The following is a 24,523-nucleotide window of genomic DNA, read 5'->3' on the forward strand; positions in this document are numbered from 1 at the left end:
AAGAAAAAAGTGGGAGGTAAAACACAGAGATGATTGAAAAAACGCTCCCGCAGATGCAGGAGCGCAGGCAGGAAGATTAACGCAGACCCAACTGGAAAATCAGGGTTTCCGCTTCGCAAGCGAAAACAAAATCAATATCCAGACGCACGCCGCCATCAACCTCAGTGAACGTTGAGGTGATCTGGCAAGGATCTGACTCTACGCCACGCGCGCGCGATGTCAGCGCAGCCAGCGTCTCTTCTGCATCGGTGCGGTTTGTGAACACACGGCTATACGAGGCGGTGCAATCGGAGTTGTCCATGATGGTACCAACATCCATACAGCAGCAAACCGGGGTTTCATCAGCACTGCATTTACTCATTGTGATTTCCTCTGAATTCGCACCCAAGGTGCCAAATAAACGTTGTGCATATTTTACCCCCCTCAATAACGCGTCTCCAGTTGATAATTTGAGGAAGCGCCCTAAGTGACCGAAATCACACTTAAAAATGATCCAGAACAAAAACCACCCATTATCATTAGCGGCGCTGGCCACAATTTTGCCACGCAGATCCCGTTTCGAAGATCACAATTGAAAAATTTTATATACAAGCTTGCAACATTTGCTCTGGTCCGACCTATACTCTCGCCACTGGTCTGATTTCTATGAAGTACCGCAGACCCTACACTTCGCGCTCCTGTTACACCACGTAACATAGTTTAAATAAAAATAACCGGATGAGGTTTTGGTCATGAGCCATAAAAACCTGTTTACCAAATCTGCACTCGCAGTTGCAGTGGCAATCGTCTCCACCCAGGCCTGGTCCGCAGGCTTCCAACTCAACGAGTTTTCTTCTTCTGGTCTTGGCCGCGCCTATTCCGGCGAAGGCGCTATTGCAGATGATGCAGGCAACGTCAGCCGCAACCCGGCGCTGATCATGATGTTTGACCGTCCGACGTTCTCCGCGGGTGCTATTTTCGTTGACCCGGGTGTTGATATTTCAGGCACGTCACGAACAGGTGCCAGCCTCGATTCGAAAAATATTGCGCCAACAGCATGGGTTCCAAACCTCCACTTCGTCGCGCCAATTAATGATCAGTTTGGCTGGGGCGCGTCCGTTACTTCTAACTACGGTTTAGCGACCGAGTTTAATAACAGTTATGCCGCAGGCGCATACGCGGGTAAGACAGATCTGGAAACCCTGAACCTGAACCTGAGCGGTGCTTATCGTCTGAATAACCACTGGAGTTTCGGTCTGGGCTTTGATGCGGTGTATGCCAAAGCGAAGATCGAGCGCTACGCAGGTGACCTGGGCAAAATCGTTGCTGGCTCAGGCGCGTTACCACCGATCCCAGGCCTTGCACAGCAGGTTGCAGGTATCCCGGCAAATACTCAGATAGCTTATCTGAAAGGTGATGAGTGGGGCTTCGGCTGGAACGCCGGTATCCTTTATGAACTCGATAAAAACAACCGTTACGGCTTAACCTACCGTTCTGAGGTGAAAGTCGACTTTGATGGCGATTACAAGAGCAGTCTGCCTTCAGCCTATAACCAGATCCTCGGCAACTTCGGTCTGCCAATGGGCACCAATGGCAGCACCACTGGCGGTTCTCTGACCCTCAACCTGCCGGAAATGTGGGAAATCTCAGGCTATAACCGCGTTGCGCCGCAATGGGCTATCCACTACAGCATGGCCTATACCAGTTGGAGTCAGTTCCAGGAGCTGAAAGCGACAAACAGCAACGGTCAGACTCTGTTCTATAAAGATGAAAGCTTTAAAGATTCTTACCGTATCGCGCTGGGTACCACCTACTATATGGACGATAACTGGACCTTCCGTACCGGTATCGCCTTTGATGACAGCCCGGTTCCGGCCGACAAACGTTCTATCTCCATTCCGGACCAGGACCGTTTCTGGCTGAGCGCGGGTACCACTTATGCGTTTAACAAAGATGCCTCTGTTGACGTCGGCGTGTCTTATATGCACGGTCAGAAAGTGAGCTTCCAGGAAGGCCCGTACAAGTTCACATCAGAAGGTCGTGCGTGGCTGTACGGCGCGAACTTTAACTACGCGTTCTGATTTATTGCAGACGTAAAAAAGGTGAGCTTCGCGCTCACCTTTTTTCGTTTATTCGGAGTCGATATCCTTGAGGTCACCCTGAATCGCCTGGGCGTTCGGGTTTTCCTGCGGTTTGAGCTTACCGCCGTTGGCGATAAAGTCATGACGCTGGAAGTAGGCTTCACGCACCATGATGTAAGGGTCGGAAGACTGACGCAGCAGGCCGTCGGAATCGAGCAACTGCGCGCGGGTTTCAATGCCTTCCACCGTCCATTTACCAACCGACAGCGGCCAGGTCAGCCAGGACAGCACCGGATAGAGCGTATCCGCCATATCGCCGCCATCTTCACGAAGCGTAAAGCTGCCGTAGAATGGCAACTGCATGTACGGCCCGTAGCCAACGCCATAATGCCCCAGCGTGCTACCAAAACGGTGCGGTTCAACGCGCTGCAATTTCGGGTTCGACATCCCTGCAACATCCATCAGGCCACCCATACCCAGCAAGGTGTTGAGGAAGAAGCGCGTAAAGTGAACCATACCCTGATAGGGATCGCCCTGCAGGAAGTAGTTCACCATGATGGCAGGTTCTTCAAGGTTGCTGGTGAAATTGCTCAGGCCGTTACGCGCGGGCTGCGGCACATAATCACGCCATGCCACCGCAACGGGACGCACAACATACGGGTCCAGGACATTAAAGTTGAAGTTGTACATGGTGCGGTTAAATCCTTCCAGTGGATCTGAACGCCCCTGCGTGTCTCCTGAACTGGCGCAGCCCGCCAACAGTGTGGTTGCCAGCGCAATCGCCGACACACGAAATTTCATAGGTGTCTCCCTGAAGAAAATGGCTTTCGCTCAGTGCCATCCAGAAGGGCACAAACGCAATCTGCCTCGGTTCGCGTCATAAACATGCAAGGCATTGTATCAGCACACCTTGTGTTGTCTACGCAACGCGCGAATCTCCTATTGAGCATAGTCGCAGTTTGCCCCCTCGTTTCGTGACAATTTTATCTCATCTTCGCCAAAGTCATATCACCATAGTTGCCATCGCCACCAAATTAGGAAGAAGCCCTCCAGACCTTCTAAAAAAAGCCGCTACGCTTAGACCATGGACCACAAGTAGACAGAGGCAATATGGACGGCATCAAAGACGAGAAAATCGACAAACACAGCGACGGAATAGAAGTGGAAAGCGAAGAGAAAATAGGTGGCGAGCAAATTGAAGTAGATGAAGAACGCCTCCCCTCCCGCGCGATGGCTATCCATGAACATATCCGTCAGGACGGCGAAAAAGAGCTGGAACGCGATGCCATGGCGCTGTTTTGGTCCGCCATCGCCGCCGGGCTGTCGATGGGTGCCTCGTTGCTGGCAAAGGGGATCTTTCACGTTCAACTGGCAGGTGTACCGGCCGCCTTTATTCTGGAAAACCTCGGCTATACCTTCGGCTTTATTATTGTGATTATGGCCCGTCAGCAGCTTTTTACTGAAAACACCGTTACCGCTGTGCTTCCGGTGATGCAAAAGCCTTCATGGGTCAATTTTGGCCTGATGATGCGCCTGTGGAGCGTTGTGCTGCTGGGGAATCTCATTGGTACGGGTATCGCAGCGTGGGCTTTTGAATATATGCCGATTTTTGATGAGCCGACGCGCGACGCGTTCGTTAAAATTGGTATGGATGTAATGAAGAACACGCCGATGGAGATGTTTTCCAACGCCATTATTTCCGGCTGGATTATCGCCACCATGGTCTGGATGTTCCCGTCTGCGGGTGCTGCGAAAATCGTGGTTATTATTCTGATGACCTGGCTTATCGCCCTGGCCGACACCACCCATATTGTGGTGGGCGCGGTAGAGATTTTTTATCTCATCTTTAATGGCAATATCCACTGGAGCGAATTTTTCTGGCCGTTTGCGCTTCCGACGCTTGCCGGAAATATCTGCGGCGGTACGTTTATCTTCGCGCTACTGAGTCACGCGCAAATTCGCAATGACATGATTAACAAGCGCAAAGCCGAGGCAAAAGCCAAAGCAAAACAGGAAACAGCCGAAAACAGGGGCTGAATGGCGACACTTTAACCACTCGGGCGCAGGACACTTAACGCAAAGGCGAAATGACGTTATACTCCTGCCGCCTCGTCCCCTTAGTTGAATCAAAATAAAAAAATAATTCTTTAGTTTAATTGATTTTATATCATTGAATCTAAATTCTAACACTCAGTTATGTCCGCATCATTCTATTGCCTTATACTACAACTGTCAGCGATAAATATTATTACGTAGACATCTAACGCATTCCGAGCTTTGAATATACGCCTGCCGATTTTTGTTACTGTCCCGACCAAAGTTATTTATCTTGCACTGCTAGTTCATCAAAACCGGGGATATTGTTGGCCGCGTCGATTGTACGCTACCGCAGTTGCACAGCGTCGTCGTCAAAACGGCACACAGTGCGTTTCGGGTCGTTAACATATGTCATAACATCACGACAAAACGTTTCGTTTAATCAGGTTGGCATCAATTGACCTTCTCCCAAAATCAGAGCAAGCCTGGCGAAAGTCGCTCAGCGGTGTGACGATCAGCTTTGATTTTCGCTCGGATGTACAACCAGCCCAGAAAAGAAAGGAGAAAGCTAAAAACGGCCAGAGCAGGACAAATTAAATCAAGATGGTTAATACCAAGGTAAATGGCAACAGTGGTTAGCACGTTGCCCACTCAAGCAAGCCAGTTGTAATACGGGTTCATCCTTATACCTTACCCCCGGATGGAATACTGTTATGTGCTCCAAGGATAAGGTTTTGAGTTGGTCGGAATCCTGAGTGTTAGGGGGCGGTACAGAGATCAATACAACGTATTCATATCTGACATATTTTAACCATTTATATTTTTCTTATGGGCCAGGAAGTCAAATGTATCCCATAATTTATTAAAGGCATGTGTTATTTTTTTATCGAAAAACTTTATATATAGCGCTGCGATAGAAAACGATATCAACACCGCTATGACCACTGTAACCTCATAATTAACAAATGATTTCGTTACAGGATAATCTGCCCACCATTTTCTTTCGAACATCGCATGAGACCAAAAACCTATATCAGCATGTATTAAATACAATGGATATGTCATCGCACCAAGAAACTTGACAACACCATAAAATCGCCCTACTTCCGATACATTAGAAGCACACCATGTCAATGCAACAAGAGCGATACATGTAAGAAGAAGTGATGCGTCTGAAACAGAATACCCGAAGCTACCATTGATATATGAGTTAAAGCCAATCATTCTATTATAAATAAGAACAACACTAAGGATAATCAATGCAATATCAAATGGAGAAGCTTTATTTTTCCTCACATCATATATTATAACACCAGCAATGAAGTGGCCAGCATGCTCCGTTATAAAAATGTAATCAATTGCGCTTGAGTGCAGTATAAATTGATTAACATACGCTATCAAAATCCATGCAAAGCATATTTGTTTTTTATAATCACTCCAAACATTAAGCAACATCATAGCAAACACAAGAAGATAAAATGTAACCTCTTTTTGTATTGTCCAGTAAATATCACTAAAGAAATGATGACCAAAAGCTTGGGGGAAAAATGTAAAACTATAGAAGAGAGATATTAGCCTCTCCCTTAAATCAACCATTGGAAGTGATACGGAGAATATTAGAACAATAAATCCAAAGATAACAAATGTTGGTACAATTCTATTTATCCTTGACTTAATGAATGCAAGAGGAGTTCTTCCATCTGAAGACAGTGATATCACAAATCCACTTATAAGAAAAAATAAATCGACACCAAAATCCCCAAAATAGAACGCGTTAACTGTTAACTCTTTTGGTAAAAAGCCGGAGACAGGCCCGGCAAACAAGTAGTGATACATCATCACCATCATAAACGCCATGAAGCGAAGACCGTCAAGCGCTTCAATTCTTGTTGTGGTTTTCATCAAATCCTCTGGTACATATTTTTTTATGCGTAGCATAATACCCCAGAGGGGCTACCAATCAAAGTTTATCTTGTCAAACTTACGGCGATACCTACCATAACAAAACTGTTATTTGAACGTAGTTTAATCTATAGGTATCGGCCTCGACATTGTGCTCAATCATTTTGTACTTTCTGTAACCAAGCCGTGCCTGGCCATAACTTTCATGACCTGCTGTACAGTATACGCAATATTCCCCTCCACATGCCCGCCAAAACCTCGGTAGTCCTTGAGTCGTTGGAAGATTCCTGAACGCAACGCAAGTTCCTGAGATGGTGTTATCGCATTGACAGTAAATGCTTCAACTTTAGTTTGAAGCATTTCATCTGAGGCTGTTACAACCCCTCCAGTTGAATAAGCTGTAACCCAGCTCCGTGACGAATTTCCAGGAGTATAAAAACTACCCACATGAGGACCGCAAGCCCCATCAGCATCGAGAGGTAATTTCGGATCTGTCATGTTAACCCAACATTTCCGCCACGGGTGTTAAGTGTAATCTGATAGTTATTATCTGTCGCATCGCGATCCTGAATAAACCCACATTTTTACCAATGTAACCCATCCACATTTCGTGGGCCCTGTCTGTGTAAGTGGATCTTACAATGACCGATTGTTTTTGAATGCTGCCTGAAAGAGGAATGCTTGTTTTCTTATCTACTCTGAACAGAGCTCGAGAGTATCTACCAGTGCTCATTATTCCAACATGTTCGCCGAACGTTATCTTCATAACTTTATGCAGTTTATCTGTCCCAGCATCACCGTTATAGAATCGAAAAGGGTTCTAATAACCACCACCAGAAATGTCATCCCGTATTTCAAATTCACCCGTTGCTTTAGTAGATATATTCAAATTCTCTACATCCGCACTCGTGGTAGCCTGCCACTGGAAACAAGACCTTGTGCTTCTGCTTAAAACATTCCCATGCGGCCAACGCCTTAACCAGGTTTCACAGACACGGCGCTATTGGAACACCAGGAAAAAATCAGCTCGCTCATACAACCTGCCAGGGTAGCGGTAACATATTGGTATTTTTCTCGCACCGGTAGGACCTGGAGCAATATCGGCAAATTATCGAACGCATCGGGCCATCTCGACAAATCCAGGCCGGATACAACCATCCGATGTTCATCCCACACTATCTCCGCAGACACTATGGAAGAAAGGGTGATGAAACGGTGCAACTCAAAACGAACAGTGCAAGACATCCAGCTCGATGCCGTGAAAAAGAAAGGCAGGTTATGATTACTGATTTTATGAATGAAAAAAGATTATCGGAATTACTAGAGAAAAAGCGAACCGCCATGTGTGGTCTGAAAAAAGAACATGTTTTTCCAGAGACTATCCTTACTCATCCGGCACAATACAGCCAACAGGCTGTTGAAAAATGGCTTAACGCCGGAGGTGTTAACCAAGCTGTTTAACATGCCAGAAAATTTTATCAGCATACAACTCATACGCCTCTTTCTGTTCCCCCAACCAGTCATGTTTATTATATACGGCCATTACTCCCCCCAGTTCATGCCCCAGCATCTTTTCGGTGACATGGGGCATAACACCTTCTGCTGACAGGTTTGTTACGAGCGATCTTCTGAAATCATGTGTATGCCAGTCAGGAATATCAATTTTCTCTCGTAACTTTTTCATGTACAGATTGCATGAAGAGCGGTCAATTGCTTTATCAAAAGATTGCCCTGGAAACAGCACATCATTACCGGTATTCAAGAGGCGTTCTACATAGGGTTTGATTTGGTCAAAGATAGGACGCCTGATAAGGTTACCCATCTTTGAATGCTCTTCTGGAGTAGCCCAGATAAGATCATCCATATTAAATTCGGCAGCAGTAGCCAGGCGTAGTTCTGACAGTCTCGGTCCCCAAAGTAACAGCATCTGATGCAGGACTTTATTAGAAGAGACAATTTTTGAATTTTCGAGCGCCAGCCAGATCTTAGCTAACTCAGTGTAAGTTAGTACACGTTTGCCAACGTCTGGCTTTTTACCAATGTTTTTAACGCTCAATTTCATCACTTCACATGAAGGGATAAGTTGGCGACTAATGCACCAGTTGATTACTGAGCGCAATTGGACCAGAAGCACGCGTGATTTCTTATCGTTCATTTCTTCTTGCTTGTCGAAGAAACGCACCCAGGCTGAAACTGGAATGTTGGCAACGGGAGTGCCAGAGAACTGTGTGTACATGCTGTTGTACACAACCGATTTATAGAGTGTTTGTGTGTTAGGTTTCAGCTTAGAGGCATACTTATCCCACCATTGCTCGAGACAGTCTTTAAGAGTCAACTCTCCGTATTCACGAGTAAAATAATTTTTTGGGTTTACCCCCTTCATGTACAATGCGCGCATCTCGCCGACGATGACTCGCGCTTCTTTCAATGAAGTTGCTGGATATCGGCCCACGGTGATACGGACTGGTTTGCCATCCCAACGATAGCGATACTGGAAAGTGACAGTTCCTGCAGGGGATATGCGCGCGCTCAGACCATCACCGTCGGTAACCTCTGGTGCTCCAGAATATGGTTTGCCGCTGATGCTTCGAAGCTTGGTATCACTGAGAGCCACGATTAAGTTTCCTGTACACACTTGGGAAACTGATTCTGTACTCATTCTGTACGCAATGGCAAGTGAACGAAGGTGATTTTTAGAGAAACGACAGCGAACAATTAAAAACATAAGAGAACTTAATTCTTGAATCGGAAACAGTAAACACGGTAACATTGCAAACAACGCGAACAAAGAAAACCAATCGCGCTCAATGTCCCCTTAGTTAAATGGATATAACGAGCCCCTCCTAAGGGCTAGTTGCAGGTTCGATTCCTGCAGGGGACACCATACATACCTCTCCTGACGTCTGGCGAAACCGCTCTTCCCGACGTATGCCATGCCACCCTTCGTGGGTCATCGTGATCCTCATTTCCAGGTTTACCTTTTAACTCACTAAAGACAAATTTATTTGATATCGGCTAAATCAAGACTGATAAGCCCTTGTTGTCATCATAGCCACACCGGCCTGCTTACCATTATCGGATATCGCCGGAACAACGCATTGCGATTCAGACCCGCTATGACCTGAGTGGCTAATATGCGCAAGGCGGCAGACATTCTCAGGCATACATCCATGTAAAGCCATCCGGATGAGATCGACGTCAATAATTTCTATTTATAAGGATAAGCTTCCGCTAAAAAATGCTTTCCCCGATTCATTATTTTTAATCTGACACTCTTACTTAATACAACAACTCCCGGAATAGCCCAAATCGTATGTAAATAACCAGCTCCACTTTTTTAATGTAGCAACAGTACAATATTCATAAAGCAATGCTTTAGCGTAAATTATTCGACAAATGGCAATAACAAGCCACACTTTTAATGTTGTTTGCTCGCATCTTTCCAGCTCTGCACATTTCAACACCAATAAGGAGTTAGTTATGGACTGTTATATGGGAACAATTCTTCCTTTTGCTTTTAACTACGCACCAAGCTATTTTGATTTCTGCAATGGACAACAATATAGAGTTTCGCAATATCAGGCGCTTTTCGCTTTGTTGGGCAAATTTTACGGTGGTGATGGCACAACAACGTTTAACCTGCCGAATCTCCAGGGGCGAATGCCTATTGGTTTCGGTCAGCTACAAACGGTTATTCATAACATGGGCGATACTGGTGGCTCGGCCAATGTTCAGTTGTCTACCGCAAATATGCCGGCACACACGCATACCCCCGCTTTACAGGTAAAATTGCAGGCTAGCGGCACTGCCAACCCTACAACACCGGCCAGTATTCCCTCAGCACAGGCGCCGTTCATTGGTGCTTCCGGCGGCGGCACGGGGCTGGCAACCATCTGGTCAACCACTCTAAAAGATCCTGTAGACGTCGGCGGTACCAGTATTACGGGTCAACTGAACCCTACAGGCGGAAATGTCCCTGTATCTGTCATGAACCCATTTCTGGCGATTAACTTCTGTATCGCAGTCACCGGAATATTTCCCATGCGCAATGATTAACATATCCAGAGGGTCTTATGCTGGAAGAAATTAACAGCCACTTATTTACATCTTTTATTGGGAAAACCTGTACGATGGATGCTGATAATGGTATGGCGTTAACTTTATCAGTGCAGTCCGTCACATTGCTACCAAGAGCACAAATGCCTGCGAAGCGGAATATATCACGCACTCCGTTTATTGTAGAACTGCAGGCAACGGCACATACACCGTTGGTGAATGTCTATGGCATCTTACGATTACCTGAAACCACTGAACATCAGGAGTTAAAAATAGAAGGCGTCAATATCAACCGTACTCTGGAAATGGGAAGAGATCCTGCTTACAGTTATTTCCAGCTCATTTTTAATTAACGCCCTGGCGCAGAAAAAACTTCTGCGCCAATATAATTAGCTGTCTGAGGGATACCACACCCATTTATCCGCAACTGCACCTCGTTCCTCACACCGAAATCCCAGCGCCAGATATAACCGTTGGGCATCGTGATTCATTCGCCAGACGGTAGCACTGAGCGGGCAGCCGACTTTACGGGCAGCAACCTGTAATTGCTGTAGTATCAGGCGTCCGTAACCTTGTCCACGCGCTTGCGGCAACATAGCAATGAATATCACCCTTGCCTCATTATGACCAAAATCGACCATCACGGTGCCGACATTCGAACCTGCACGCTCCACCATAAAATGCATGGCATTAGGGTGCTGTTCACCGCTGGATTGCTGCATCATATACCACTGTTGCTCTCGTACGGTCTCTATAAGCGCCTGTTCACCATCAATCCACTGCAAATCAGGTCGAGCACTCTGATAAATTTGCTCAATCAACGGCATATCCGATGTGCGTGCAGGCCGTAAAGATAAGACATCTATAGACTTCGAAACCTCGGGCTTAGACACCATCATGACTCCTTTATGAAAGGTAAATCCTGCCTCCAGACGGATTACAACCCCGCCTCCCGACCCAGACTGACCACCAGCCACCGCCAGGCGCGTTGTAAAAAACTACGATGCTCACTCTGTAACACTACTTTTCCGGCCATCTCACGCTCTGGCGAAAGGCGTGTTTCGCAGGCGTCCAGACGAACGCGGAAAATGGTGTTGATGGGCACAAGACGCTCATTGATGATCTGCACCGGAATGCCACCGCCGTACACCGATGCCAGCAATGGTTGGTCAAGCGTCGTTTGGTTAAGCCTGTCAACCTGACCGACTTTACAGCGAATCGCGCTTGTTTCACCGCTGTCAGGCACAAAGAACGCAGCATCGCCAGGGCGCAGGGTCGTGACCGTATCTTCATCCACCCAACCTTCACCACGCATACCCTCTTTACCCAGAACTTGCATCAACCGTTCGCCCTGAACCACTACGGTGCCAGGCTTTAACGTATCGCTGGCATCCGCTATGCGTCCGGCGAATGGGGCGGTTAATGTCAGTCGCGCTTGCTGACGTAATAAACTTTCGATTTGCTGCTGAGCGGCCAGCGCGAGCTTTTCCAGTGCCGCACCTTGTTCATCAAGCCCCTTTGAAAAAGGCTGCTGAGCAACCTGCCAGGCCAGGTTCGCAGCGATAACCTTAGCCTGCGCTATCTGGTAATCAAGGCTGTCCGACGTCAATACCGCCAGTACCTGCCCTTGTTGCACCCAGTCGCCATCATGCACATTCACCTGCCCGACTAATGCATCCTCCGGCACATAAATAGCCTGAGATTGTGCCGCGTCCATCACGGCGGGTACCGAAACACCCCGCTGCCATGGCACGGCCAAAAAAAGCACTATCACAGTCAGGAAAAACAACGTGCGCCAGGTCCTGAATCCCCAGCGTAAATCATGGCGCCGCCGCCACCAAACCTGTAATTCATTAACAAAGGGTCGTACCACAAACCACCCCAGTTCCACCATCAGTAATATTATCCCCAGCGTTTTAAAAAAAAGGTGATAAACCAAAAACGCGATGGAGGTGAAGATGACCAGGCGATATAACCAGGTCAGCCAGGCAAAAATAAGTAAACCACGTCGCCGTGAAGCAGAGAAATGCTCTGGCTCGGGATCATCAAGCCCCAGCAACACTCGTCTCAAATGCCAGCGTGCCAACGCGAAGGATCTGGCGTGTAGATTTGGCATCTGCAGCAGGTCCGATAACAGAAAATAGCCGTCGAACCGCATAAAGGGGCTGGCATTAATTGCCAGCGTCGCCAGCCAGGTTGTGCTGGCTAAGAGAAAAATACCGGCGCGAAACGGGCTGTCGGGTAAGAAACACCAGAGTAACGTCGCGCAGGAGGCCAGCGTCAGTTCAGCCATCATTCCGGCGCCGCCAATCAATAATCGTTGCCGACGCGACGGTAATTTCCACGCATCATTGGTATCGGTATACAGCACCGGGACCATCACCAAAAAAGCGATCCCCATGGCGGGCACCCGGCACCCAAAATGGCGGGCGGTAAACGCATGTCCCAGTTCGTGAACCACTTTAGCGACACTCAGGGCCACCGCAATCCCTACCGCCGCCATCCAGCCGCCATAACTTGAAAACGTATGCGTGAAAGCATCCCACTGCTGAGACACCATAAACAAGCCGCTCAGGGTTATCAGCGCCATTAGCCACCAAAATCCCGGGCGAAAAACCCAATTGATCCAGGGTAACAAGCGAGCCAGAAGCGCATCCGGGCGAACCAGAGGAATACGGAAAAACAGATAATGGCTGAGCAGCCAGGATAAATAACCGCGATGGCGATGCTGATGCAAACGCCACAACTCTTCACTCGACTCTGTTTGCAGTAACTGATTTTCGCGCAGAAATTGCACCAGGTGGTGGATATCGTGCATATCCAGCGTCAATGTGGTTTGCGTATTGACGGCCTTCATCAGGCGCCCGGCATCCCGTGCTCCCCAGCGTGACAGCATCTCAAAACTGGCCCATCCCAGCAGAAAAAAACGGTTTGCCGCCGGGTCGTGGAGCACCCAACCTGGCGAGCCATCCTGCTGATCCGGCCCGGCATGCAGGGTCAGTTCCTGACGCAGTGGAGGAAGCAGGAAATTATCCATGCTACCACCCAAGCCACTGTCGCGCGGCGGTCAAAGGACGCCGCAGAGCATAGTAGCCCAAAGGAACCCAGTCGCCATAAATACGCGCGGTGCCCATCTGCCCAATCATGGGTGTCTGTTTTGGCGCAAGGAATTTTGCCTGCAGGCGATAGCTCAGCACGTTGCCATCACTGACCTCAGCTTTATACGCTATTCTTACCAGGGTCGCGTCAAAGGCGCTAAAGGGCGATGCGTTTGGGTAAAGCGTGACTTTCGCCCCCGGTTGCAGATGAATGGCATCCGCCGCGGGTAACCAGGCCGCCAGCTCCACATGTTCCGGATCGGCCAGGGTCATCACTTTCTCACCGACGTTAACTGCTTTTCCCTGCCATTCCTCAGCATCGGAAAACACCACCACGCCGCTGCCCGGCGCCGTCACGTTAAGTTTATCCAGCGCCTTTCCTGCATAGTCGGCCGAGATGTCTTTTGCCGCCAGACGAGATTTATCCTCAGCCAGTTCCAGCTTATTCTTGTCGCTGGTCACCGCCATCTGCGCACTGATCCGAAAGCGCTCTTTTGCCGCCAGCGCCTCCTGTTTTGCCAGGGCGAACTGCCCGGCCAGTACCGTTGCGTCCAGGGCGAAAAGCGCCGTTCCCTTCTGCACCACCTGATTCGGCTGTACCAGCACTTTATCGATAACCCCAACTACGGGGGCACGAATCAGTTCGGGATCCGATGGCACCACCTCTGCCCGCGCAAGCACGCTCATCCGCACGGGTATACACAACAGGAGCAGCGGCGCCAGCAGCCACCATTTCCGGCGCGGCGACGCTTTCAACCAGGCCTGAAATTTCTGACGGCTATTCAGGTGAGGCAGATGCTGAACCAGCGCAAAACGGTAGCCGTGGATCAGTTCCTGGGCCAGATGGAGGGTTTCGTCATCCCAGGGCTCATCGCTGGCAAACAGTAATGCCCCCGCAGATCCCAACGGGAACCAGACGGCATGGGCGGGTAGCCACTGAGACCAGTCCGCAGCCAGAGACTCAGGTAAAGCCGCAGCCGTTAGCGCCACATACGGCGGCAATTCAGGGTGGTGTTGATAAAGAAATCGAAAAACGCCGCTTAACCACTGTAAATAGGGTGACGTGGCATCAGCTTCCGCAAGCCCGGAGACGGAAACAACCTGACGGCGCAGCCCCTCCTGCCAGAACGCCGCCTGGCGATAAACCAACAACTGGCGGGACTCATTCACCATAATGAATCCCAGGCGTAGCGGACTTTGCGCCTCTCGCGCCAGATGAAGAAGATGCAGCAGTACCGCCAGCCCGTTATGTTGCGCTTGTTCCATATCAACCTTAATTAAAGTTTGCCCACCCACTCATACCGGGTAACAAATTCTCCGCATTCCCGGTGATAACGCCAATCACCGGAATGGTCTGGCTGACAGGGTCGATTTGCGCACCTGTACGCTTGATTTTTGCCGGGAAGGTCTGCCCCAACTCATCAATCGTCACCTGGAATGTGGCACCGGCGTTTAAGCGCGGTAGCCATTTTGACGGCACCAGCATACGTAACTCCAAATCCTGGGTTGCCACAATATCGAGAACCGGTGCGCCTGGGGTCATATACTGCCAGGCGGCGGCATGTCGCTTTGAAACACGCCCATCAAAAGGTGCTGTGATCGTGCATTTTGAGACCAGCGTTTGCATATAGCTGACATCCGCCGCCGCCTCATCAAGCTTTCCTTTTGCCTGGGTCAGCTCCAGGGTGCCGACAGAATTGTATTTCGCCAGTTGATTGTTCACTTTCAGCAACTGACTGGCGGCCTCCTGCACGGCCTGCGCCTTACGCAGTTGCGCGCGATAGGTCGCACAATCGAACTCAATCAGTGTCTGCCCCTGTCGAAAGCTGTCGCCTTCGGAGACTTTCAGCGCGGCGATACGCGCCGCGACTTCGCCGGAGAGCGTTACCGCATGGGGAGAGAGCAGTTCAACACGAATCCCGCCATCACTACTGCCTGACGGCGTGCTCTCCGGCGTCGGCGATGAGCCGGTCGTTGCGCCAACCGCGCTGGCGCTCAGGACGCCTGCCATCAACCACAGCGCGTATTTTTTCATTGTTTATCGCCTGCCATTTGCTTAGTTACGCGGGCTGTAACGCCTTTAAAGGCTTGATCCAATGAGGCAATATCATATCCCCGCGTATCTTCCGGCAAAGGATCAAGCCCAAGGCTGGCCCCCATTTGTCCGTAGGCGTTTTGTAATGCGCCATAGGACTGATAGAGACGTAATGATGAATAGACCGCGTTAGCATCAGCCAGAATACCCTGCAAACGTGCCGATGCGCCGCTCTCTACCGCATGGCGTGTCTGCTCGTAAATCGTTTGATCAACCGTATTCAACTGGCGTTCCAGTTCAAACTGTTTGGTTTTACCTTCATAATCCAGCCAGGCGATATTCACCTGAGTCAGCACCGCCATGCTCAACGCCAGGCGCTGGGCATCATTGACTTGTTTTTCCGCTTCTGCCGCTTTGGTAATCGGCCCGGCATTAAAGAGATTGAGCAGATTCCAGCTCACACGTAACCCGGCATATCCCCAGGCATTGTTTGTCAGGAATTTATTGCTGTCATAGCTTTGCCCAACGCTCAACTCAATACCCGGTAATAGTTTGGCGATCGCTTTACGGGTTTCCAGTGCACTGATGCGCTGGCTGTAATTCGCTTCCACCATTTCAGGGCGGTTAAGCAGAGCGATATCTTCCATCTTGTCGACGGGGATACCCAACTTAGGTACTGGCATATCATCAGATACCGCGACACTGAAATCGACCCCAGGGGAAATGTTCATTAATGCTGCCAGCCGTGGTTTTGCCTGAGCCAGCGCGCTGCGCACCGCCGTTAACTGGCGAATAACATCCAATAACTGACGCTGATAATTCAGGGCTTCCAGCGGAGAACGCAGTTTTAAGCTTTCGACCTCCCTGGCATCTTCCAGCGCGGACTGGGCCTGAGCAAGAAGGGTATCGATTCGCCCTTGTAACTGCTGCGCACCTGCTGCCTGCCACCATGCTTCGCGCACTTGCTGAACCAACTGTTGCCCTACCCGGCGTTTACGTTGTTCCAGAATCAAAACGCGGTCAGCCTGTTGCTGCGCGGTGTAATAACTCACGCCAAAATCCAGCACGTTCCAGCTCAGGCTTAAATCCGCCATGCGATCCTGTTTTTCGGTTGAGATAGACGGAGCAAGGGATTGTTCGCCAGTGGCGATATTTTGCGATGAAGAGGCGTTGTCTTTATCCCTGGCGGTATAACCGGCAGAGGCGGCAAGTTTGGGTAACATATCCAGATTCGCCACATCCAACTGACGTTGTCCCATGGCCTCTTCCATGAGCTTGACGCGGTAATCCATATTGTATTTCAGCGCCCGGGCCATGGCATTTTCCAGAGTGACCGGCGCTGATATTTTTTCCTGGCTGCCAAACAACGTTTGTTTATCGGCGGCGGCGGTGGCCTGCCGCTCTTGCAGGCTCACAGGATGTGGTTTGACCATACACCCTGACAGCAGCAGAGCGACCGCGACAGGGAGAAGGACAAACCGGCCTGGATGACGTTGTGCGGATAACGTACCTTGCATGCTACCATCCTTAATATATCAATTGATTTTATTTATAAAAAACAGCGCATTAGATATTGGGTAAACATTACACCTGTTTTTCTGGTGTCATCAGTCGCCCTGAAAAAATGGTCTTTTGAGCGGCGATTTGTTGATCCAGACCGGGCTTGCCCGGTGATGCCTGAATACTTGCCGAGGGGGTGGCTTCCCGCGCCCCGGCGACTTTCAGCTCCAGATGGCTGGTACCTGAATGCCCTTGCTTATCCACCACCCGAATTTCAATTGAGACGGGTTGCTTCCATCCGGCGGGTGGCTGTCCGGAAAAACGCCCGGTTGCTGGATCGAATTTAATCCATGAAGGCAGCGGCATACCGTTACTTTGGCGCACGGTCACCGATAAGTTCGCCATAGATTCACGGGTTAAAATCGTGCCTGCCGGGAGTGACACGCTAAAGCTTTGGCCGGATACGACCCCTACACTGCCCACATCCGCCCTCACTTCAAGGGCTGCCGTCGGGCTACTGGTAATAGAGCCAATATAAGAAGGCGATGCCGAACCGCCCGGAACCGCAAACTCACCAAAGGCTGGGGTAACGGAGAGGGTTAACGGTAAGGTTGCGTTTCCTGTTGCCAGCAAACCATCCCCGGTCAAACTTAACGCTGGCGTACTGATGCCGTTGAGCGCTGTTAAAACAATATTGGGCGCGATGGGAGAAGGAGCAGCCTCCTGAAACAGGCCTTTCATTGAACCGCTGAGCGGCGACTGCAGTGCTAACGCTGGCGCTGAATTCCCCGGCACCACTGGCGATACGGTAGACGGTGTTGTCGGCGTCACAGGTGTAACGGCAGGCGCGACCTGATAAACCGGAACGCTGGCCTGCGAGCCTGACAACGTGTTCCCCGCGATGTCTTTAATAGCACTATCCACAAAACCCAGGGTGACGGAACCAGTACCCTGGACACTTAATACAGCCTGCCATGTCGTGGCGTTGACCTGAGTAACCGAAACGATATTCGCCTGGACATTGCCCGTGGTCAGCATCTGCAATTCACTCGCGGATAAAGCCTGAACCGGTTTCGTGAAGGAGATGTTATACCCGACCTGCCCCTGAGCCCCTGTAAGGGTATTCTGTGCGGTAACTGCCTGCACCTGAGGTGCGGTGGTGTCCACCGTAAAGGTTGCAAACGCCGTCGCGGCACTGACATTACCGGCGGTGTCCGTCGCGGTGGCCCTGACCGTATGCGCGCCATCGGTCAGGGGGGCCGCAACGTTGTACTGCCAGACTCCGCTGCCGTCCGCGGTGGTGGTGCCGACCGCCGCTCCGTCGATATAGACCGTCACCAGGCTGCCCGCGCTCGCCGCGCCCGTGAGGGTCGGCTGGTTATTAGCGGTCACCCCGTCACTGGCGCTCACACCGGTATCGGTGGCCGCGGTCAGCGCAATCCCTGTCGGGATCGCCGGGGCGGCGGTGTCCACCGTAAAGGTCCGGGACGTTGCCGCGGCACTGACATTACCGGCGGTATCTGTCGCGGTGGCACTGACGGTATACGCGCCGTCGGCCCGGGGGGCCGCAACGTTATACTGCCAGACCCCGCTGCCGTCCGCGGTGGTGGTGCCGACCACAGTTCCGTCGATATAGACCGTCACCAGGCTGCCCGCGCTCGCCGCGCCCGTGAGGGTCGGCTGGTTATTAGCGGTTATCCCGTCACTGGCGCTCACACCGGTATCGGTGGCTGCGGTCAGCGCAATCCCTGTCGGGATCGCCGGGGCGGCGGTGTCCACCGTAAAGGCCCGTGGCGTGGTCGCGGTACTGACATTACCGGCGGTATCCGTCGCGGTGGCGCTGACCGTATGCGCGCCGTCGGCCAGGGGAGCCGCAACGTTATACTGCCAGACCCCGCTGCCGTCCGCGGTGGTGGTGCCGACCACAGTTCCGTCGATATAGACCGTCACCAGGCTGCCCGCGGTGGCTGCCCCAGTCAGGGTTGGCTGGTTATTAGCGGTCACCCCGTCACTGGCGCTCACGCCGGTATCGGTGGCCGTGGTCAGCGCAATCCCTGTCGGGACTGCCGGGGCGGCGGTGTCCACCGTAAAGGTCCGGGACGTTGCCGCGGCACTGACGTTACCGGCGGTATCTGTCGCGGTGGCACTGACCGTATGCGCACCGTCGGCCAGGGGGGCCGCAACGTTATACTGCCAGACCCCGCTGCCGTCCGCGGTGGTGGTGCCGACCGCCGTCCCGTCGATATAGACCGTCACCAGGCTGCCCGCGGTGGCTGCCCCAGTCAGGGTTGGCTGGTTATTAGCGGTCACCCCGTCACTGGCGCTCACGCCGGTATCGGTGGCCGCGGTCAGCGCAATCCCTGTCGGGATCGCCGGGGCGGCGGTGTCCACCGTAAAGGTCCGGGACGTTGCCGCGGCACTGACGTTACCGGCGGTGTCCGTCGCGGTGGCGCTGACCGTATGCGCGCCATCGGCCAGGGGAGCCGCAACGTTATACTGCCAGACCCCGCTGCCGTCCGCGGTGGTGGTGCCGACCGCCGTTCCGTCGATATAGACCGTCACCAGGCTGCCCGCGGTGGCTACCCCCGTGAGGGTCGGCTGGTTATTAGCGGTTATCCCGTCACTGGCGCTCACACCGGTATCGGTGGCCGTGGTCAGCGCAATCCCTGTCGGGATCGCCGGGGCGGCGGTGTCCACCGTAAAGGTCCGGGACGTTGCCGCGGCACTGACGTTACCGGCGGTATCTGTCGCGGTGGCGCTGACCGTATGCGCGCCGTCGGCCAGGGGGGCCGCAACGTTATACTGCCAGACCCCGCTGCCGTCCGCAGTGGTGGTGCCGACCACCGTTCCGTCGATATAGACCGTCACCAGGCTGCCCGCGCTCGCCGCGCCCGTGAGGGTCGGCTGGTTATTAGCGGTTATCCCGTCACTGGCGCTCACACCGGTATCGGTGGCCGTGGTCAGCGCAATCCCTGTCGGGATCGCCGGGGCGGCGGTGTCCACCGTAAAGGTCCGGGACGTTGCCGCGGCACTGACGTTACCGGCGGTATCCGTCGCGGTGGCACTGACCGTATGCGCGCCATCGGTCAGAGGTGCCGCAACGTTATACTGCCAGACCCCGCTGCCGTCCGCGGTGGTGGTGCCGACCGCCGCTCCGTCGATATAGACCGTCACCAGGCTGCCCGCGGTGGCGGCCCCAGTCAGGGTCGGCTGGTTATTAGCGGTTATCCCGTCACTGGCGCTGGCGCCGGTATCGGTGGCTGCGCTCAGCGCAATCCCTGTCGGGATCGCCGGGGCGGCGGTGTCCACCGTAAAGATCCAGGGCGTGGTCGCGGCACTGACGTTACCGGCTGTATCTGTCGCCGTAACGCGTACCGTATGTGGACCGTCCGGCAATAACCCAGCGAGGTTATACTGCCAGACTCCGCTGCCGTCCGCGGTGGTGGTACCGACAGCCGTCCCGTCGATATAGACCGTCACCAGGCTGCCCGCGGTGGCTGCCCCCGTGAGGGTCGGCTGGGGATTACTGGTCACCCCGTCACTGGTGCTGGCGCCGGTATCGGTGGCTGCGGTCAGCGCAATCCCTGTCGGGATCGCCGGGGCGGTGGTGTCAATCACTACCGACGCGTTAGCGGAAACCACACTGTTCACGCTGCCGAGCGTAGCCATCGCGCTAACCGCATGGCTGCCTTCACTCAACGCACTGGAAGGGGTAAATGACCAGGCGCCACTGCCATCCGCCGTTGTGGTGCCCACTGAAACAGCATCGACATACACAGTCACGGTACTTCCCGCCTGGGCCGTGCCGATAAACGTTGGCTGTGCATTGCGGGTTATGCCATCGGAAGCGCTGCTCCCCGTATCGCTGGCGGCCGTGATGCCGGTGACAGACGGTACGGGAATGGACATAGCGATAGAGCGCGTTACGGTCGCACTGTTTTTGATTCCGTCGTTCACCGTAATACTGATAACCCGGGTTGCTGTATTGGGCGTTGTGGCCCCATCAGCCCAGGTCACCGCCCGTAATGCCGACTGCCACTGGCTAAGGGTCGCGGTAGCGCCAGCAGACGTCAGCGTTAATACCCCCGTGCCGCTATTATAACTGGCAACGATATTGCCAAATGTCGCGCCGCTGGTATTGGTAAAGGCCAATACATCCTCTGCGGAGTGGAAGTTGCCGGTAATGGCGACGGTAGCGCTGGAAAACGTGGCGTTATCCAGGTCTGATAATGTCAGGCCGCTGTCCACCGCAATGGGCGTACCAGGGGTTCCCAACGGATACGTGGTGCCAGGGCCAGATGTTGTTGCAATAGGGCTTTGATCCGTACTGGCAACCGTCACGTTTCGTGTCGCAGCGGTACTGGTTTTCGTGCCATCGTTGACGGTAAAGCTGATGGTTCTTGTCGCGGTATTAGGGGTGATTGCCGTATCCGTCCAGGTCACGGACCGTAACGCAGCCTGCCACTGACTAAGGGTCGCGGTAGCGCCAGCAGACGTCAGCGTTAATACCCCCGTGCCGCTATTATAACTGGCAACGATATTGCCAAATGTCGCGCCGCTGGTATTGGTAAAGGCCAATACATCCTCTGTGGAGTGAAAGTTGCCGGTAATGGCCACGGTAGCGCTGGCAAGTGTGGTGTTATCGATATCTGAAATCGTGAGAGCGCTGTCGATGACAACGGGCGTCGAGGGGGTGTTATCACCGGCGGTAAAGGCAACACTGCCGCCACTGGTCGTCAGTATTGGCGTCTGATCTGTCGCAGTAACGGTTATCTGCCGTGTCGCTACAGTGCTGTTTTTCGTTCCGTCATTAACGGTAAAGCCCACCGTCCGGGTCGCCGTGTTGGGCGTCACCGCTAAATCTGTCCAGGTAACCGCCCGTAATGCCGCCTGCCACTGGGCAACTGTTGCCGTCGCCCCGCTTGACGATAAGGTCAAGATACCGGTCGCGCTATTATAACTGCCGACAATATTGCCATATATCCCGGCATTGTTATTGGTGAATGCGAGTGCATCCTCACCGCTATGGAAATTGCCGGTAATAGCCACGGTTGCCGAAGCGAAGGTCGTATTGTCCAGGTCTGCTAAGGTCAGGCCGTTATCAACAACCACTGGCGTCGGCGCGGTATTATCACCCGCGGTAAAGGCTGCGCTGCCGCCGCTGGTGCTCACTATCGGTGTCTGATCGACAGCTGTTACCGTGACCGTCCGTGTGGCGACCGGGCTACTGTTGCTGCTGCCATCGGTGACCTGAAAACTGATAGTACGGGTGGCTGAATTGGGCGTCACGGCGGTATCCGTCCAGGTGACCGCTCGCATCGCCGCCTGCCACTGCGCAATCGTCGCCGTCGCGCCACTGGAGGTCAGTGTCAAAACACCGGTTGCCGCATTATAGGAAGCGACGATATTGCCATAGGTTGTCGTGTTGGTATTGGTGAATGCCAGAACGTCTTCGCCACTGTGAAAATTCGAGGTAATGGATACCGTGCCGGACGCCAGCGTACTGCTGGCATGATCAACAATACTCAGCCCACTATCGATAACCACTGGTGTTGAAACGCTATTATCCCCGGAGGTAAAAGCGGCACTGCCGCCGCTGGTGGTAACCAGGGCATTATTGTTCATGGCTATGGTGACGCTGGATGCACTGCTGGTCTGCCCGCGGCCATCATTCACCACCACTTGTATTGTACGGTTTCCCGTTGTCGGCGTGGTGGCGCTATTGTAATAGGTCAGGGCATCAACCAGTGTCGAGACACGGCTGGCTGTCGCATTCGCGTTAAAGGTAATACTCAGATTATCGCCGTTAATCCCATCACCGTTGGTGGCAATACTCCCGATAGCGACGCCGCCAACAGAGATAACACTGCCTGCGGTCGTGCCATTACTGGCGGTCACCGTACCACTGGTATCGATACCCAGAACATCTTCTGCGCTATGGCCGTTAGCGGTTATCTGTACTGTCAGGTTTCCGCCATTGAAACTGGTCGTGTCGCTATCAGTGACCGTTGCAGCGGTTCCGCTGTCCAGATGCACTGCCGTCCCGCCTGCATAAAATGTCCCGCTATCGCCATTAAGATTGCTGATAACAGGCGCGACATCCGCAGCTACGGTGACAATACGTGTTACGGTGCTACTGGTATTACTGGAAGCATCGGTAATGGTGAAAGAGAGTGTTCGGGAACTGGTATTTGGCGACAGAGAGCTGTCCTGATAAGTCACCGCTTTCAGCGCTGCCTGCCACTGCGCTGTCGTAGCTGTGCTGCCAGAAGAGGTTAATGTCAGCAGGCCCGTGGTACTGTTATAAGAACCGATAATATTGCCGTACGTCGTGGCATTAGTATTACTAAAGGCCAGCACATCTTCGCCACTGTGAAAGTTTCCGGTGATGGCAATTGTCGCGCTGGTCAGCGTAGAGGCTGCGGTATCGGTTAGCGTGATACCGCTATCGATGGCCACAGCGTTTCCAGTACCGCTGCTGTATGCTGTGCTACCGCCACTTGTCGTTAATACCGGGCCGGGGAAATGGAAGTTAGTGGCATTAATCGCGCCAATACCAATTAAACCTGTAATAGTATGGCCATTTGCCGCCGTAACGCGAAAGGAATCAATGCCCTGAAAAGCGGAATTAGAAGAAACATTAAATGTGACAAGATTGCCACTGTTATATATGTCACTAACATTAAATGCTAACGTTGCACCGCTGACCGCAGAACCATTCAGATAACCGGTTAACGTAACGGTTCCCCCGCTAAAACCGGAATCATAGCCATTAACCACCACGCCAATAGAATTCAGCGTAAACAAAGAGCCATCGTTGGGTTTAACCGAAAAGTAGGTTATTTGCTTAGAACCATCGCTCAAAGCATCGACGGTTTCCACTGAACTGGAACCATCTTTTTCCACAATAATCATTTCGTTCTGACCATCAGATGGTGAATTCATCTGCATGGTAAAGTCCCACCCCATGTAATTAGGCGCCGTTATCGATGACTGGCCATTGGGGATGACCGTTAAAGAGCCATCGAGGGAATCAAAGAGTGTTGTTCCTGACGTAGGACGAGTAAGGAGGCCGTCATAGCCCACTAAATCCAGGGCCGCGACATGTAACTTATCGGTGCTGTATTCCAGGGTCCAGTTACCGCCCAATGCTGCGGCACCAGTGGGATCCGTAGAACCCGCGACGGCATGTTGCGTGTCCTTAGCCAAAGCGCCAATCAATGCGGCACCGTCACTGCCCTGCGCAATACTACAGCCATACAATAAAATATCGCCATCGGTGCTCAGTGCCCGGCCGATGGTCGCCAGTTCACTTTCGTAATTCGCTATATTGGCGCTGTTCAGCGCTACCGTTCCCAGCATCAGGTCATTCTTTTCACCATGTGAAAGAATATGCATCGCACTGTAACCACTATGGGTACTGGCCCAGGCGGCGATTTGCGCCAGGCCATCTTTTGAACTGTCCAGCACGACCACTTCATAACCGGACGGTAATTGATTGATTAGAGATTGATAATCCTTCACATCCGACTCCACAAATACGACCTGTGGCCCGCTGGTACTGCTCGTGCCGGATGCAACGCTGGCAGCGGAGGTTTTACTGGTATCCTGTGTTGTTATGTTGGATGCAGAAGACGTTGAACTGGATGTGACGGCAGTGGCGCCCGATGTGGTTTTGCTGGTTTCGGCTGTTGTGGTCGCCGCCGCTGTGCTGGTGTCCGTATGCGCCACACTCACGGATGCCGTGGTATGCGATGCCGTATCAGTGTGAGCGGCATCCGCGGTCGCGGTAGTTGCACTGACGGCAACACCATCAAACATCATTCTGGGCTCCA

General features: G+C 52.3%; 16 protein-coding genes, 1 tRNA gene and 1 pseudogene. 7 read left to right on the top strand and 11 right to left on the bottom strand.

Annotated features, from left to right (window positions below; all coding sequences use genetic code 11):
- Positions 1-76 precede the first annotated feature (76 nt).
- A complete protein-coding gene (locus tag IP582_RS18000) occupies positions 77-361 on the bottom strand; it encodes a YfcZ/YiiS family protein (RefSeq protein WP_193793999.1) in 285 nt (94 codons plus the stop codon).
- Positions 362-731: 370 nt separating this feature from the next.
- On the opposite strand from IP582_RS18000, the gene fadL reads away from it, so the two are divergent.
- Positions 732-2,060 (top strand): long-chain fatty acid transporter FadL, encoded by a 1,329-nt coding sequence (gene fadL / locus IP582_RS18005; RefSeq protein ID WP_193794000.1) that lies wholly within the window; start codon positions 732-734, stop codon positions 2,058-2,060.
- A 48-nt stretch (positions 2,061-2,108) separates the two neighbouring features.
- Here fadL and mlaA read toward each other — a convergent pair whose 3' ends face one another.
- On the bottom strand, positions 2,109-2,861 hold the full coding sequence (gene mlaA / locus IP582_RS18010) for a phospholipid-binding lipoprotein MlaA (protein WP_039079826.1): 753 nt from the start codon (positions 2,859-2,861) through the stop codon (positions 2,109-2,111).
- Positions 2,862-3,170: 309 nt separating this feature from the next.
- Between mlaA and IP582_RS18015 the strand changes: the two genes are divergently transcribed.
- Positions 3,171-4,097 carry a formate/nitrite transporter family protein gene (locus tag IP582_RS18015; protein ID WP_193794001.1) on the top strand — a complete coding sequence of 309 codons (927 nt, stop codon included), beginning with the start codon at positions 3,171-3,173 and terminating at the stop codon, positions 4,095-4,097.
- Positions 4,098-4,904: 807 nt separating this feature from the next.
- Here the strand turns inward: IP582_RS18015 and IP582_RS18020 are convergent.
- Positions 4,905-5,999: an acyltransferase gene (locus IP582_RS18020; RefSeq protein WP_193794002.1), complete on the bottom strand. Its 1,095-nt coding sequence runs from the start codon at positions 5,997-5,999 to the stop codon at positions 4,905-4,907.
- Positions 6,000-6,158: 159 nt separating this feature from the next.
- On the bottom strand, positions 6,159-6,497 hold the full coding sequence (locus IP582_RS18025; protein WP_193794003.1) for a hypothetical protein: 339 nt from the start codon (positions 6,495-6,497) through the stop codon (positions 6,159-6,161).
- A 407-nt stretch (positions 6,498-6,904) separates the two neighbouring features.
- Here IP582_RS18025 and IP582_RS25585 point away from each other — a divergent pair.
- Together IP582_RS25585 and IP582_RS18030 are read left to right on the top strand one after the other, a co-directional pair.
- Positions 6,905-7,281, top strand: a pseudogene (locus IP582_RS25585) (ATP-dependent helicase); the annotation flags it as partial.
- Positions 7,215-7,460, top strand: a complete 246-nt coding sequence (locus IP582_RS18030; RefSeq protein ID WP_370551815.1) for a hypothetical protein — start codon at positions 7,215-7,217, stop codon at positions 7,458-7,460. The pseudogene IP582_RS25585 and the gene IP582_RS18030, both read left to right, overlap by 67 nt.
- Here the strand turns inward: IP582_RS18030 and IP582_RS18035 are convergent.
- On the bottom strand, positions 7,444-8,613 hold the full coding sequence (locus tag IP582_RS18035) for a site-specific integrase (RefSeq protein ID WP_193794004.1): 1,170 nt from the start codon (positions 8,611-8,613) through the stop codon (positions 7,444-7,446). The genes IP582_RS18030 and IP582_RS18035 overlap by 17 nt on opposite strands.
- 195 nt (positions 8,614-8,808) lie before the next feature.
- Here IP582_RS18035 and IP582_RS18040 point away from each other — a divergent pair.
- The 3 genes from IP582_RS18040 to IP582_RS18050 all read left to right on the top strand — a co-directional run bounded on the left by IP582_RS18040 (position 8,809) and on the right by IP582_RS18050 (position 10,408).
- Positions 8,809-8,883: transfer RNA gene (locus IP582_RS18040), tRNA-Arg, on the top strand.
- A gap of 596 nt (positions 8,884-9,479) precedes the next feature.
- The gene (locus IP582_RS18045) at positions 9,480-10,055 is read left to right on the top strand and encodes a phage tail protein (protein ID WP_193794005.1); all 576 of its coding nucleotides are present in this window, start codon (positions 9,480-9,482) and stop codon (positions 10,053-10,055) included.
- Between the two features lie 17 nt (positions 10,056-10,072).
- Positions 10,073-10,408: a hypothetical protein gene (locus IP582_RS18050; RefSeq protein WP_193794006.1), complete on the top strand. Its 336-nt coding sequence runs from the start codon at positions 10,073-10,075 to the stop codon at positions 10,406-10,408.
- 36 nt (positions 10,409-10,444) lie between these two features.
- On the opposite strand, the gene IP582_RS18055 is transcribed toward IP582_RS18050, so the two are convergent.
- The 6 genes from IP582_RS18055 to IP582_RS18080 all read right to left on the bottom strand — a co-directional run bounded on the left by IP582_RS18055 (position 10,445) and on the right by IP582_RS18080 (position 24,512).
- Positions 10,445-10,954, bottom strand: a complete 510-nt coding sequence (locus tag IP582_RS18055; protein WP_228007907.1) for a GNAT family N-acetyltransferase — start codon at positions 10,952-10,954, stop codon at positions 10,445-10,447.
- A 38-nt stretch (positions 10,955-10,992) separates the two neighbouring features.
- Positions 10,993-13,092, bottom strand: coding sequence for an HlyD family efflux transporter periplasmic adaptor subunit (locus tag IP582_RS18060; RefSeq protein ID WP_228007908.1), 2,100 nt, complete (start codon positions 13,090-13,092; stop codon positions 10,993-10,995).
- Position 13,093: 1 nt separating this feature from the next.
- A complete protein-coding gene (locus IP582_RS18065) occupies positions 13,094-14,419 on the bottom strand; it encodes an efflux RND transporter periplasmic adaptor subunit (RefSeq protein ID WP_107224745.1) in 1,326 nt (441 codons plus the stop codon).
- 7 nt (positions 14,420-14,426) lie between these two features.
- Positions 14,427-15,188 carry an efflux RND transporter periplasmic adaptor subunit gene (locus IP582_RS18070; protein WP_039079821.1) on the bottom strand — a complete coding sequence of 254 codons (762 nt, stop codon included), beginning with the start codon at positions 15,186-15,188 and terminating at the stop codon, positions 14,427-14,429.
- Positions 15,185-16,705 carry a TolC family protein gene (locus IP582_RS18075; RefSeq protein WP_193794007.1) on the bottom strand — a complete coding sequence of 507 codons (1,521 nt, stop codon included), beginning with the start codon at positions 16,703-16,705 and terminating at the stop codon, positions 15,185-15,187. Before IP582_RS18075 ends, IP582_RS18070 begins: the two co-directional genes overlap by 4 nt.
- A gap of 67 nt (positions 16,706-16,772) precedes the next feature.
- Positions 16,773-24,512 (bottom strand): Ig-like domain-containing protein, encoded by a 7,740-nt coding sequence (locus IP582_RS18080; protein ID WP_193794008.1) that lies wholly within the window; start codon positions 24,510-24,512, stop codon positions 16,773-16,775.
- Positions 24,513-24,523: the final 11 nt, after the last annotated feature.

The organism is Citrobacter sp. BDA59-3 (genome assembly GCF_015167655.1).
Taxonomy (GTDB): domain Bacteria; phylum Pseudomonadota; class Gammaproteobacteria; order Enterobacterales; family Enterobacteriaceae; genus Phytobacter; species Phytobacter diazotrophicus.

Excerpts from the sequence above, each read along its gene's own strand:
- IP582_RS18000 (WP_193793999.1), bottom strand. The coding sequence starts at position 361 with ATGAGTAAATGCAGTGCTGATGAAACCCCGGTTTGCTGCTGTATGGAT.
- fadL (WP_193794000.1), top strand. The coding sequence starts at position 732 with ATGAGCCATAAAAACCTGTTTACCAAATCTGCACTCGCAGTTGCAGTG.
- mlaA (WP_039079826.1), bottom strand. The coding sequence starts at position 2,861 with ATGAAATTTCGTGTGTCGGCGATTGCGCTGGCAACCACACTGTTGGCG.
- IP582_RS18015 (WP_193794001.1), top strand. The coding sequence starts at position 3,171 with ATGGACGGCATCAAAGACGAGAAAATCGACAAACACAGCGACGGAATA.
- IP582_RS18020 (WP_193794002.1), bottom strand. The coding sequence starts at position 5,999 with ATGAAAACCACAACAAGAATTGAAGCGCTTGACGGTCTTCGCTTCATG.
- IP582_RS18025 (WP_193794003.1), bottom strand. The coding sequence starts at position 6,497 with ATGACAGATCCGAAATTACCTCTCGATGCTGATGGGGCTTGCGGTCCT.
- IP582_RS18045 (WP_193794005.1), top strand. The coding sequence starts at position 9,480 with ATGGACTGTTATATGGGAACAATTCTTCCTTTTGCTTTTAACTACGCA.
- IP582_RS18050 (WP_193794006.1), top strand. The coding sequence starts at position 10,073 with ATGCTGGAAGAAATTAACAGCCACTTATTTACATCTTTTATTGGGAAA.
- IP582_RS18055 (WP_228007907.1), bottom strand. The coding sequence starts at position 10,954 with ATGATGGTGTCTAAGCCCGAGGTTTCGAAGTCTATAGATGTCTTATCT.
- IP582_RS18060 (WP_228007908.1), bottom strand. The coding sequence starts at position 13,092 with ATGGATAATTTCCTGCTTCCTCCACTGCGTCAGGAACTGACCCTGCAT.
- IP582_RS18065 (WP_107224745.1), bottom strand. The coding sequence starts at position 14,419 with ATGGAACAAGCGCAACATAACGGGCTGGCGGTACTGCTGCATCTTCTT.
- IP582_RS18070 (WP_039079821.1), bottom strand. The coding sequence starts at position 15,188 with ATGAAAAAATACGCGCTGTGGTTGATGGCAGGCGTCCTGAGCGCCAGC.
- IP582_RS18075 (WP_193794007.1), bottom strand. The coding sequence starts at position 16,705 with ATGCAAGGTACGTTATCCGCACAACGTCATCCAGGCCGGTTTGTCCTT.
- IP582_RS18080 (WP_193794008.1), bottom strand. The coding sequence starts at position 24,512 with ATGATGTTTGATGGTGTTGCCGTCAGTGCAACTACCGCGACCGCGGAT.